Source organism: Litorivivens sp. (assembly GCF_041625495.1).
Taxonomy (GTDB): Bacteria; Pseudomonadota; Gammaproteobacteria; order Pseudomonadales; family Spongiibacteraceae; genus Litorivivens.
Genome location: NZ_JBFJTH010000028.1, coordinates 1 through 12579, shown reverse-complemented (window position 1 = coordinate 12579; position 12579 = coordinate 1). Strand labels below are relative to the sequence as shown.

Sequence of the window (12579 nt, the reverse complement as noted above, 5' to 3'; positions counted from 1 at the left end):
CGGATTTTGCGCTTATTGGTCACCGTCGCGCCCCCTGACCCAGTGCATTGCCTTACGCAGAAAGGCTTGATATTCCAGATATTCATACGTGGCCGGTTGGTGCCCGATGGCACTGTAGAACACGCGACCCTTGCCCACGGTATGACGCCACGCAATAGGGTGCTCACCCGGCATACTGTCATTGCCCAGCCAGGTTTCACCCGCTGTGTGATAGCTATATTCATCCAGGGTCAACAGAACCTCATAGCCCTTATCACGAACGTTCTGGTCAAAGGCGTACCACTCTTCCTGCTTTACCCTCCAGGGCTTGGGCAGATGAGCAGTAATCAGCAGGGAGGGGTCGGCGGCAATAACATCGGCGTTCTGAAACTGCGGATCCATGGTGTGGCCTATAAACTGGGCACCTATCAGGGTCTGTACATACCATTCCCAGTCATAGGAAAAATCGCCGCCGGAGGCATGCACACCCAGCCAGCCACCGCCATTTTCAATCCAAGTTTTCATGGCTGTTCGCTGCTCAGCGGTCAGTACATCGCCAGACACATTATTCCAGATAATAAAATCGAATCGCTTCAGCAGTTCAGGCGAGTGCACTGCAGCGTTATCAGTCAGGTAGGCTTGCCAGCCCTGCTGCTCGATCAACGACTTGAAGACCTGCTTTGCAACGGGAATAGCATCTTTATGAATAAACCCGTTGGTTTTGGTGAATACCAGCACGGCGGGCTTTTTGAATTCCGGTAGTACCGGCGCAACGGTGTCATAATCCTTGCGCGGTATGAGACCGACCGATTTTAGCTGGTAATAGCCATAGCCCACTGCGCCGACGACCAAGACCATCAAGCTCAATAAAATACGTTTAAGCCAGGTTTTCATTGCTTGTTTCCTTCCCCTTTTAATCACGCGCTAGACAAGACCAGCCTGCATTTGTTTTACCGCGTAATCACACGCGCGCGCGGTAAGCGCCATATAAGTCAGTGATGGATTAACACACGACGACGAGGTCATGCAGGCGCCGTCCGTCACAAACAGGTTCGGAACATCGTGCACCTGGTTGTAGGCATTCAGCACAGCCTGCTGCGGGTCGTTCCCCATTCGCGCAGTACCCATCTCGTGAATGCCGGCCCCCATGGGTGCCTCAATGGATTCCTGCTTAATACTAAACACGGCGCCTGCGGCCTTCATGATCCGATCAGCCTGAGAGACCGCATCACCCCATAATCTATGCTCGTTGTCGCGCCAAGCTGCATCAAAGGCAACTTGAGGAATGCCGAAGCGATCTTTTTTCGTGGGATGCAAATACAAACGATTGCGGCTGTCCGGCAGACATTCGGCAAAGGCCGATAGTGCCCATACCCACGGTCCCGGCTTGCGCAATGAATCTTTAAGACCAGCACCAAAACCTTTCTGGTTGAACCCGGTCCGCCAGTCCATGCGAATCACATTGGCCTGGAATCCGTAGCCTCTCAGGAAATCGTCGCTGGCGGGTTTACCAGCGAGGTTGCGAAAACGTGGGATATACGTGCCATTCGGGCGATTGCCGAAATAATAGCTGTCCATATCGTCGAGGAAAAAACCCAGCGCTGCCATTCCCAGTGCGTGGTCCATCAGGTAATGACCCAGCGCGCCGCTGCGATTACCCAGGCCATGGGGAAAGTGTTCTGACGCTGACTGCAGTAACAATTGCGTTGAGCCCACCGTTGATGCACAGCAAAACACAATACGCGCACGAAAGGCGTGGCGCTCTCCGCTCTGGCTATCAATAACGCGTACTTCGCTGATCTTCTTGGTCGCCGGATCAAAGATTAGCTTTTCCACAACAGAGTTAGGACGCAAGGTCAGGTTGCCCGTGGCTCTCGCAGCCGGCAGCGTTGAACTCTGAGAACTGAAATAACTGCCGGTAGAGCAACCGCGATGGCAGGGTCCGCAGTAATGACAGGCCGCCCGACCGTTGTGATCCTCGGTCAGAATGGCCACCCGCCCCATAGTCATTTTGAGGTCTGGCGCCTTGTTTTTAAGTCGCCCTTTAATAGTCTCCTCAATTTTATGCATACCCATTGGCGGCAAAAACTCACTATCGGGGAGCTCATCCAATCCCAAAGCCTCACCGCTCACACCGATAAACTTCTCTACATAGCTATACCAGGGCGCCAGATCGCTGTAGCCAATTGGCCAGGGAATGCCATGACCATCCTGGGCGTTTGCCTGAAAATCCTGTTCGCTCCAGCGATAAGTCTGCCGCCCCCATAACAGTGAACGCCCCCCCACCACATTGGCGCGAATCCAATCGAAGGGTTTATCCTCATCGCGAACGTAGGGGTTTTCCTTGTCATTGTTGAAGAAATGGCGCGTTGCCTCGCTAAATGCATAGCTCTTGCTTTGCACCGGATACTCTTCGCGGTAGAGCTCTCGCGGTCTTTTACCCTGATATGGCAACTTCCAGTCCGGCGCGTGTTCGCCGAGATAGTCCACGCTGTGCTGAAGATCTTTTCCGCGCTCCAGAACAAGTACCTTCAGACCTTTTTCGGTCAGCTCTTTCGCCGCCCAGCCACCGGTGATACCTGAGCCCACAACAATTGCGTCGAAATCATAATTGGCAGTGTGAAGCATATTGTCTTCCTATATGAACGGCGTCGCCCAGCTGCTGTCGTCTTCATCGAGGGAACGGTGCCCATCGAACTTCATCGGCATCGCCTCATAACGCAGCACCTGCTTGCTACCCACTTCGGAAGTAAAAAAGCCCCAGATCGTGAGTTCTTTCAGCTGACAGACAAAAGGGGCATCACTGATAAAATCACGCATTGCGGCGCTGCCAATGTCATACCAGGCGGAATCGCCGGCGGCCTTTTCCAGATCTTCCAGAATCGCCACGCGTTGCTTTTCGGCTAGTTGCTCGTAAGGCTTTTGATGCGTGGCTTCGGTCTCGCTCATCAGCGCATTCAGTCCGCCGACGAACAGCGACCGTTCTTCGTCGGTCAACCATTCGAACACCATCAGTTCTACAAAGCGTGGCACTCCCGCGTCGATAGCACCCGGTGTATCCGTGCGCGGCATAATCGTTTCAGTCAACATGGCCAGCGTTTTCTTCTGGGCAACATTCAAATACGCTGGTTTTCTGGCGATATACGACGGCGCTGTGGCCAGATAAACCCGCTGCTCCTGCGACAGACTGAAGCCCACTTGATGCAGCGACAGCCCGCCCACCATTACAGCGGCACATTCGAGAAACTCCCTGCGATTCATGGTTTCACTCCTCGTCGGGCCTTCAGAAACTGCCACCAGGGCAGACTGATCATCAATCCGGTCATCACACAAAACAGCCAATACCACTCCCAGCGCGGCAAGTAATAACTGGCCGCCTTAAAGGCGCTGTAGAAGTAGTACACGAATTCGATCTTGATAAGGTGATATAGCTCGTAAAACGCCGCGGCGGTGACCCCCAATCCGGCATAAAGATAAGCCGCAATCAGTGCACCAAGCAGGGCTCGTCGGCCCGTGACAGCGAGCCGACTCAAACCATGAACTCCATGGGCAGCCCTGTCTCGTATGGCAGTTTTTGCATTTTATTATGCCCTCGCGGGATGCACTTGCTGTAATCGTTTACATCATAGCGGCTAATCCCATCCGGGACAAGGGAAGGAAGGAACCTCAGCCTGCGCCCAAAAACTTCGCCAGGCTATAGCCAATGGCTCCTATCGCTTGAGCAAATAAACTTTGAAACCCTCGCCCTCGCCAGCGCGCTCACAGCTGGCAAACAAGGGCTCGGCCTTTTGCTCCAACGCAATAAACTGATTGACCACGAACAGCGCCATCCCGGCCGGAGCGAGACGTGCGGCAGCAGCTTTAAGAAAGGCGAGGGTCAGATCGCCATGAATATCGAAGCCCTTGTGAAAGGGCGGGTTGCACAACACCAGATCGAATTGTTGGCCAATACCATCAGCACAGTCGGCAGGCACCACCTGAGCGGAAATAGCGTGGGTCTCTATATTCTTCGTGCAGGCCACCAACGCAGTCACATTATTGTCTGTTGCCACAAACCGAGCGTCAGGCAAACGCTGATGCGCCATTACCGTCAGATAACCATAGCCACAACCAAGATCCAGAACATCACGCGGTGCCTGCGCCCCGTTTTTATCCAACACATCGCCCAGCGCACCGATGAGCAGTCGACTCCCTCGGTCAATTTTCTGCCAGCCATAGACCCCGGGCTTGCTGTAGAGGGCCACATGACCTTGTGGTGCGATATCACACAGTTGACGGTAATTGCTGTCATCCAGCGAAGTCTCGGGTTCACGCTGTTTGCGAATGCGCGCCAGCAACGCACCACCGCGCCCCTTGTTCAGATCCTTGTCAGAACCGACCAGAGTGCGCGCCTTGTCTGCATAGGTTTTAAGTCCATCACCTTTTTCACCTGTCAAAACCAGCTCCCCGCCAATGGGCAAGCGCAGTAATGCCTGGTTTATCAGGTGGTGAACCAGCGCCTTTTCTTTGCTGACGCGATAGTAGATGGAGTCAACGTCGATAACCGACAGATCAAAATCAGAAAGCGCAGCATTGAAGCCCGCCGCCTGAAAGCGCTGCGCCACATCCACGCGATTGGTGATCACAGGAATTTGTATACCTGGCTCCGCAATACACTGCTCGTCCGCCAGCAATAGGCCACGGGCGGGCTTCGACTCCAGTGCACGGTAGAGCAACTCAAGCGACGCATCAGTCATTGCCGGCTTCCCGGGCGAGCATCGTCACCTCATCTGCGGTAAGCGTGCGATATTCGCCCTCAGCCAGGGTTTCATCCAGTTCCAATTCACCCACCGCCTGCCTGTGCAATGCGACCACCTTGTTATCCAGTGCCGAGAACATACGTTTCACCTGGTGAAACTTGCCTTCGCAAATTTCCAACCAGGCCTGCCGGGGCGACAGGATTTCCAACCGTGCCGGTAGCGTGCGACGTTTCTCCTCATCGAGAAAAAGCCCACGCGCGAAACGCTCAACCGCCGCTGCGGGAATATCCGCCTCCGTCGTTACATGATAGCGCTTGTAACAGCGCGACTTGGGCGACATCACCTGATGCGCCCACTGGCCATCGTCGGTAATCAACAACAGTCCGGTGGTATCTGCATCAAGCCGACCGGCTATATGCAGCCGCTCCAGATTATCTTCGTGCAACAACTCCATGACGGTTGGATGCCACTTATCCCGAGTGGCGCTGACGAAACCTGCTGGTTTATGCAGCATAAAGTAGCGCGGCGTCGCCGCCCGCAACGGTTGCCCGTCGAGCGCTAGCAGAGCATCGCTGGACACCAGGGTGGCGGGGTTGATGACGACCTGCCCGTCAACCTCTATATCACCTGCCTTGATCAATTTCTTTACATCGCTGCGGGAAAAATCCGTGACGCTGGCAACGTACTTGTCCAACCGCAGCGTCTTGTCTGATGCCGGATTATTCGTCACGGGCCTTACCACCACAGGATTTCATCAGTGTTCGCGCGTGGCGAAAAACTCGATGTCGGGGTAGCGCTCTTGGGTCAACTGCAAGTTTACCCGCGTCGGCGCAAGGTAGGTCAGATGACCACCACCATCCACAGCGAGATTGTCACTGCATTTGCGTTTGAACTCTTCCAGCTTTTTCGCATCTTTGCACTCTACCCATCGCACCGTGTGCACATTTACCGGCTCGTAGATGGCCTCGACCTTGTATTCATCCTTCAACCGGTAGGCCACAACTTCAAACTGCAGTACACCGACCGCTCCGACAACAAGGTCTGAGTTATTGAGCGGCATAAAGACCTGAGTCGACCCCTCTTCTGCCAGCTGCTGCAAACCCTTCTGCAACTGTTTGGATTTCATCGGGTCGCGCAGACGGATACGCTTGAACAACTCCGGTGCAAAGTGCGGAATACCGGTAAATTTGAGATCTTCGCCTTCCGTAAAAGTATCGCCCAGCTGAATGGTACCGTGGTTGTGCAAACCGATAATATCGCCCGATATGGCCTCTTCAACCAGCTCGCGATCACCAGCGACAAAGCTGACCGCATCGGCGATTTTTACATCCTTACCCAGGCGCACATGGCGCATTTTCAAGCCTTTAGTGTACTTGCCACTGCAGATGCGCAAGAAGGCGATGCGGTCGCGGTGGCGCGGATCCATATTGGCTTGGATTTTAAAGACAAAGCCGCTGAACTTTTCTTCTACCGGCTCAATCTTGCGGCTCTCGGTCTCACGCGCCAGTGGCGCCGGCGCCCATTCCACAAAACCGTCGAGCATTTCACGCACGCCAAAATTCGCCAGTGCAGTACCAAAAAATACAGGCGTCAACTTACCCGCTCGGTAGGCCTCCAGATCAAAGGCGTGACTGGCGCCGCGCACCAGTTCGATTTCATCCAGATAGTCTGCATGCTCCTCGCCCAGCAAGGCCTTTGCCTCGTCAGATTCAAGACCCTGAATGCGTATATCGTCGGCAATCACTTTGCCCTGACCCGGTTTAAACACGTGAAGCGTATCGGTATACAGGTTGTAAACACCCTTGAATTCGCTGCCCATACCAATAGGCCAATTGATGGGCGCCGCCTCGATCGAGAGCACGGATTCAACTTCGTCGAGTAGGTCGATGGGGTCGCGAATATCCCGATCGAGTTTATTGACGAAGCTCAGGATGGGCGTATCGCGCAGGCGGCAGACGTTCATCAGCTTGATGGTGCGATCCTCAACACCTTTGGCGCCGTCTATCACCATCAGCGCAGAATCCACAGCGGTCAAAGTGCGGTAGGTATCCTCGGAAAAATCCTCGTGGCCCGGGGTATCAAGCAGGTTGACCATCCGTTCTTTGTAGGGAAATTGCATCACTGACGAGGTGACAGAAATACCTCGCTCCTGCTCCATCGTCATCCAGTCGGAGGTGGCATGACGGTCGGACTTCTTCCCCTTGACGGTTCCAGCCACCTGAATCAGCTGACCGAGTAACAGGAGTTTCTCGGTAATAGTCGTCTTACCCGCATCGGGGTGAGAGATGATGGCAAAGGTTCGGCGTCGGGCTACGGCGTCGGTAAAACTGCTCATGTATCGGTTTCGCTATCGACTGTGAAATGGCCGTGAATTATACCGATCCGCCGCCCTGTCTACACGGATTCTTATCCACTAGTATGGCGCCCACTCACGAAACTGCTCTGGTACGTCCGCTTTTCGTCTGGCCCGTTTAATGCATTAAACCCTACTGATGCCAAACAGGATGCCTGTAACGCCCCTGCAATCCCAACCACTTACTTTGGGGGCTTACGCTTCTGTCGAGCACTTTCCGTCGGCTCGCCCTGCGCTCACTGCTGGAGAACTCTATGACTACACAAACTCCCATCACCCCGCGACTGGTTCAACGCCAACTCACGGGCAAACATGTGCTTATTACTGGAACTACCGGGTTTCTGGGGAAGGTGGTGCTAGAGAAGCTGCTTCGGGATTTACCGACGATCGGCGGCATATACCTGCTGATTCGCGGCAATCGCGCCAACCCGACTGCCCGCGAACGCTTTCTGGCTGAGGTAGCGTCGTCCAGCATTTTCAACACTTTGCGCCAGCACGACCGGGTGCGCTACGAACGCCTACTAAGCGAAAAAGTACGCTGCGTTACCGGCGAGGTTACCCAGCCCCGTTTCGGGCTAGACGACAATGCCTTTCATCAGCTAGCCAACAAGCTCGACCTGATTATTCACTCTGCCGCCAGCGTCAACTTCCGCGAGCGCATGGACATTGCGCTATCGATCAATACCCTGTGCCTGCACAATATTGTGGCGCTCTCCGAGGCCGGTGGCGCCATTCCGGTGCTGCAGGTCTCCACCTGCTACGTGAACGGCTTTAATCGCGGCGATATACACGAATCCTTTGCGCCACCCGCAAAAGCCGCACTTCCAGTTGATGCCGATGGGCGCTACGACATCGCCCCCGTCATCACCGAGCTGCAGGGCAAGATCGATGAGCTTAACACCCAGTATCGTGGCCGCGCGCTGGCAGAACAGCTGGTATTGCTCGGCGAACGCGAAGCGCGCAGTCGTGGCTGGAACGACACCTATACCTTTACCAAATGGCTCGGCGAGCAGTATCTGCGCAAAGCCTTGGCCGGCAAAAACCTGACGATTGTGCGTCCAGCCATTATCGAAAGTACCTTAAAAGAGCCCACCCCCGGCTGGATTGAAGGGGTGAAAGTAGCCGACGCCGTGCTGCTCGCTTACGCGCGCCAGAAGGTGGTGTTTTTCCCCGGCAAACGCAGTGGCGTGATTGATGTAATACCTGCCGATCTGGTGGCCAACGCGGTCATTTTGGCCGCTGGGGAGCTGCTTGCCCGTCCGGGCGCCCAGCGCATTTACCAGGCCTGCAGTGGCGCGCGGAACCCGCTGACCCTGGGAAGTTTCATCGACCACCTGATGGCTGAGGCCAAGGAAAATCACCTCACCTATGAAAAGCTGTTCGAGGTTGAACCACGCAAGCCTTTCAAAGTGGTCAACCGTCGACTGTTTGATATTTCGATTTACCTGCTGTGCCGCACGCTCAGCACAACCGGCAAAACCTTAAAATTGGTGGGCCGGACGCAACCCATGCGACTGCTGCGCAATCTCAACGCCATGAACAAGCTGGCAGAAATATTCGCCTTCTACGCGACGCCCAACTATGTGTTTCACAGCGACAACCTGTTGGCGCTGGCACAGCGCATGGGCGAGGTGGGCCCGGACGCCCTGTTTCCAGTAGATGCTGCACTGATCGACTGGGAACACTACCTGCGCAAAGTGCATATTGCAGGCCTGAACTGCTATGCCTTGAGTGATAAAAAGCCGGCGCCCAAACCGCGCCACGCTGCCTGAACAAAAACCGGGGTCAGACCCCGGTTTTATCTGCTAGAATGCCAGCTGCCAGCCGGCATTCAGGCTGGGTTCGCGCTCTAGCTGAATACCATTCATTTTCTGGTACAGGGGAATGGTGTATTCCAGCGCAAACCGATGCCCCTTCAAAGCACCTCCCGGCAGATAGAGATTCAGCCCATAGCTGAGAGACGCATATTCGCCGCCATAATTATCGGGGTCTGCTGTGGTTACCATCATGGGGTTCAGGTCGTCGCGATCACCGTCCAGTTTGCCCTGTGATTCACCATACAAACGCAAGCTGTAGGATAAATAATCGCTTGCCTTGCGTGCCACCCAGACACTGGCCGCTCCGCGATTACCAAAGCGGTATCCATTATCATTGCGCTCCAGCGGCAAGACCGCCGCAAGCTGAGCCCCCCAATTGTAATTCCCTGCATAGCCCTGATAGGTCACCCCTGGCATCAAATCATAGGAGCCGCTGCCCAATTGCATGCCATAGGGCAGCTTGGCATCGGCCATGGCGGGGGTATCGTCACGCTCGTCAATTGACCCGGTCGGCACACTCAGACCTGCGCTCACATGAACATGATGGCTGTGATCTGCAGATTGGTAGACCTTGAACAGCCCGGCTAATCGGGTGTCGCCCAGCCCTTCCGCCTTAGTAGTAAATCGCATCCCCATACGGGTGATGTGATCCATTTCGTGGGTCTTATAGGAAGTCATCGCCATCAGAGTAAGCGAATCGCTGGGCGCATACATTACACCCAGCATCTGCATGCTCATGGTCATGCGTGTTGGTGCAACCCTATAGGCGCCCGGCGCCATCATGGTACCGGTTACCTGTGCTGCGGAGATCTGATTATCACCATCTCGCAGGCCATCCATTTCCATATCCATGAGCCGGTACGACACCATCCATTCGCCAGCCCGGTGGGTGTGGTCGCCCATGACACCAATGGGCGCGTGGGAGGTGGGGCCAATACTCGCTGGTATTGAACCTACAGCATCGGCTAGTGCCAACACCGGCAACAGCAACATCAGGGGGACGAGGCGGGTAATCATGGGTGTTCCTACGCTATGGTAAAAACGCGCCAGCCTAACAATCTAAGACAGTGTTAAAAATGCGACAAACTGACGCACTGGCGCAATTGTCTGTAACCCGTATACTTTTCACCCTTGCGTTAATACCGGCACCGTAACTCATGTCTAGGCTCCTTCCTCCGAGAAATCATCCCCCGAGAAGCCCTCGCCCGTGACTCAGGAACTGCGCGACTCTGCCCCACTCAACCTCAAGCGCCTCTGCCTGATACGCAGCGTGGTTCTGGCCGGACAGTGCGCAACCACCGTGTTTGCCCTGCAGGTATTGGAATGGCCACTCCCGACTAGAACACTGGGTATTATCTTCGCTTGCATGGGGCTGATTACGCTGCTGTCCTGGTGGCGTGCCAGCCAATCGTGGCCGGTTACCGACGGCGAATTCGTCGCCCACCTGCTGGTCGATATCGCCGCGCTGACACTGGTGTTTTACGTGGCCGGCGGCGCCAGCAATCCCTTTGTCTCTTTTTTCCTGGTGCCCATCTGTATTGCTGCCACCACCCTCCCCTGGCGCTTTACCTGGTTGGTCACCGCCTGCGCCGTTTCTGCCTACAGTTTTCTGCTGTTCTTTCACGACACCCTGGCGCCACTGGAACCCCACCACGGCGCTTCAACACTGAACCCCCATATTGTAGGCATGTGGGGCAACTTTGCGGTAAGCGCGCTGCTGATCACCTATTTTGTGGTGCAGATGGCCACTGCCGTGCGCGGCCGCGACCAGGCGCTGGCCGAGGTACGAGAGCAGCGCCTGCAGGACGAACAGCTGCTGGCTATCGCGACACTGGCCGCTGGCACCGCACACGAACTAGGCACGCCGCTATCGACCATGCGCATTGTGACCGACGAGCTGCTGGAGGACCCTGAGCTGCCGGAGGCGACGCACCGTGACATCGCCACACTGGATTCGCAGCTCAACCTGTGCAAGGACATTCTCGGCAGACTGACAAGCACTGCGCGCGATTTCAGCGTCGGCACAACGGATACCATACGGCCTATTAAATTTTTCGATCTACTCAAGGAGCATTGGCAGCTGCTGAGGCCGTCCATCCATGCCGCCCGTTTCGACATCCAGCTGCCAGGCGATGCCATGATGGTCATGGATACCACCCTCGAGCAGGCCATTATCAATCTGCTCAACAATGCCGCCGATGCCAGCCCCGACCACGTGGCCCTCACCGCCTCGCTCCAGGGAGAAGAACTGGTTATCGCCGTAGAAGACCGGGGCGACGGTATTCCCGCCGCCCACGCCGACAAACTGGGCACCCCTTTTTACTCGACCAAGGGGCGTGGCCTCGGCCTCGGCCTGTTTGTCAGCAACGCTGCGGCCAACCGCTATGGTGGCAAGCTGCTGTGGCACAATTGCAGCCCACGCGGCAGCCGGGTGGAATTGCGATTACCCAGCGCAGGAGTCTTTGTGGATGGCTGATGAGCGAAACTGCTTACTGGTAGACGACGACCCGGTATTTGTTGAGGTTATGGAGCGGGCGCTGTCCAAGCGCGGCTTTACCGTGCTTACCGCGCACAATGTAGACGCGGCAGAACAGCTGCTGCACCGTCACCGTTTCGACAATGCACTGGTTGATCTGAAAATGGAGGGACGATCCGGCTTGGCACTGATTGAACAGCTCCAGGCACGCCAGCCCGACTGCCGCACCGTCATGCTGACTGGTTATTCCAGTATCGCCACCGCCGTGGAAGCGATGCGTCTTGGCGCCTATAACTACCTGTGCAAGCCTGCTTCACTTAAAGAGATATTGGCGGCTTTCGACAACCCTACCTCTGCCAGCGTTGAAATACCCGACAATCCCCCCTCAGTAGAGCGGGTGGAGTGGGAGCACATACAGAAAGTATTGGCAGAAAACGACGGCAATATCTCGGCTACCGCGCGTGCATTGGGCATGCACCGCCGCACTCTGCAGCGCAAACTGCTTAAAAAACCGGTGCGGCAGTAAAGCTTGCCAAGTTAAAAATAAGCTCGAAAGCTAAGCGATACTTGCTTGTAATTGTCGCCGAGCCACAAATATTGCAAACCGAGTCCGGCAGCGGACCCACCGAGCCCGAGTTCCAGCCCGGCAGCGGGGGTATTTACCTCTGCGAGCACATCGCTACCGTCTTTAAAGCGCTGATAGCTGTGCCCAAGCTTGAATTCTGCAAAGGCAAACCGGCCCCAGCGGCGCCCGACAAAAACGCTGTGGGCATAGGCGTCGATCTCCGGCCGCCATACCAACTGACCGCCCGAACCCGTGGAAAAGCTCATAAAGGTAGCTTCCGAATCCGGCTCGACCTCCAATACCCTGCTGTAATCGTACTCGACAAAAACCTGATTCAGATGCAAGCCAACACCAAAGCCTAAGCCGGCAGCAAAGCCTGCATCGTCTTCCGCGGGCAGATCAACCAGACCGACTGCGCGCAAGGACAGCATGCTGTGCGGGTTTTGATGTGGTGTTGCGGCCAGCGCGGATGCGCCAGCCAGAAGAAATGCAGCACCTGCCGTTATCTTCCGTAACATATTTCAACCTCCCTATCGGGTCGCGAAAATATGCCACGAAAACAACGACTGGCGCCAGCAGCAATCGACTACTTAAAGTTGCGAACGCCCTTTATTTGCAGCAATACGCATACGCAGTGCATTCAGCTTGAT

General features: G+C 55.5%; 12 protein-coding genes. 3 read left to right on the top strand and 9 right to left on the bottom strand.

The annotated features are described in order from the left end of the window. Positions 1-12 precede the first annotated feature (12 nt). The 7 genes from ABYP39_RS05255 to ABYP39_RS05225 all read right to left on the bottom strand — a co-directional run bounded on the left by ABYP39_RS05255 (position 13) and on the right by ABYP39_RS05225 (position 7053). Positions 13-873 carry a ThuA domain-containing protein gene (locus ABYP39_RS05255; RefSeq protein WP_372748449.1) on the bottom strand — a complete coding sequence of 287 codons (861 nt, stop codon included), beginning with the start codon at positions 871-873 and terminating at the stop codon, positions 13-15. Positions 874-903: 30 nt separating this feature from the next. Next, positions 904-2607, bottom strand: a complete 1704-nt coding sequence (locus ABYP39_RS05250; RefSeq protein WP_372758590.1) for a GMC oxidoreductase — start codon at positions 2605-2607, stop codon at positions 904-906. Positions 2608-2616: 9 nt separating this feature from the next. Continuing rightward, a complete protein-coding gene (locus tag ABYP39_RS05245; RefSeq protein ID WP_372748447.1) occupies positions 2617-3240 on the bottom strand; it encodes a gluconate 2-dehydrogenase subunit 3 family protein in 624 nt (207 codons plus the stop codon). Continuing rightward, a complete protein-coding gene (locus tag ABYP39_RS05240; protein ID WP_372748446.1) occupies positions 3237-3512 on the bottom strand; it encodes a hypothetical protein in 276 nt (91 codons plus the stop codon). The genes ABYP39_RS05245 and ABYP39_RS05240 overlap by 4 nt, the downstream gene beginning before the upstream one ends. A gap of 177 nt (positions 3513-3689) precedes the next feature. Then, positions 3690-4715: a methyltransferase gene (locus ABYP39_RS05235; RefSeq protein WP_372758591.1), complete on the bottom strand. Its 1026-nt coding sequence runs from the start codon at positions 4713-4715 to the stop codon at positions 3690-3692. Continuing rightward, positions 4708-5448 (bottom strand): pseudouridine synthase, encoded by a 741-nt coding sequence (locus ABYP39_RS05230; protein ID WP_372781440.1) that lies wholly within the window; start codon positions 5446-5448, stop codon positions 4708-4710. The genes ABYP39_RS05235 and ABYP39_RS05230 overlap by 8 nt, the downstream gene beginning before the upstream one ends. A gap of 24 nt (positions 5449-5472) precedes the next feature. Continuing rightward, the gene (locus ABYP39_RS05225) at positions 5473-7053 is read right to left on the bottom strand and encodes a peptide chain release factor 3 (protein ID WP_372748443.1); all 1581 of its coding nucleotides are present in this window, start codon (positions 7051-7053) and stop codon (positions 5473-5475) included. A 272-nt stretch (positions 7054-7325) separates the two neighbouring features. On the opposite strand from ABYP39_RS05225, the gene ABYP39_RS05220 reads away from it, so the two are divergent. Continuing rightward, positions 7326-8843, top strand: coding sequence for a fatty acyl-CoA reductase (locus tag ABYP39_RS05220; protein WP_372781438.1), 1518 nt, complete (start codon positions 7326-7328; stop codon positions 8841-8843). A gap of 33 nt (positions 8844-8876) precedes the next feature. Here ABYP39_RS05220 and ABYP39_RS05215 read toward each other — a convergent pair whose 3' ends face one another. Further along, complete coding sequence (locus ABYP39_RS05215) at positions 8877-9905, bottom strand: transporter (protein WP_372781436.1); 1029 nt, start codon at positions 9903-9905, stop codon at positions 8877-8879. 190 nt (positions 9906-10095) lie between these two features. Here ABYP39_RS05215 and ABYP39_RS05210 point away from each other — a divergent pair, with 190 nt between their 5' ends. Together ABYP39_RS05210 and ABYP39_RS05205 are read left to right on the top strand one after the other, a co-directional pair. Further along, a complete protein-coding gene (locus tag ABYP39_RS05210; protein ID WP_372781434.1) occupies positions 10096-11364 on the top strand; it encodes an ATP-binding protein in 1269 nt (422 codons plus the stop codon). Next, positions 11357-11890 carry a response regulator transcription factor gene (locus tag ABYP39_RS05205; protein WP_372781432.1) on the top strand — a complete coding sequence of 178 codons (534 nt, stop codon included), beginning with the start codon at positions 11357-11359 and terminating at the stop codon, positions 11888-11890. Before ABYP39_RS05210 ends, ABYP39_RS05205 begins: the two co-directional genes overlap by 8 nt. Before the next feature lie 11 nt (positions 11891-11901). Here the strand turns inward: ABYP39_RS05205 and ABYP39_RS05200 are convergent, their stop codons facing one another. Continuing rightward, the gene (locus tag ABYP39_RS05200; RefSeq protein WP_372781430.1) at positions 11902-12447 is read right to left on the bottom strand and encodes a hypothetical protein; all 546 of its coding nucleotides are present in this window, start codon (positions 12445-12447) and stop codon (positions 11902-11904) included. Between the last annotated feature and the right edge of the window lie 132 nt (positions 12448-12579).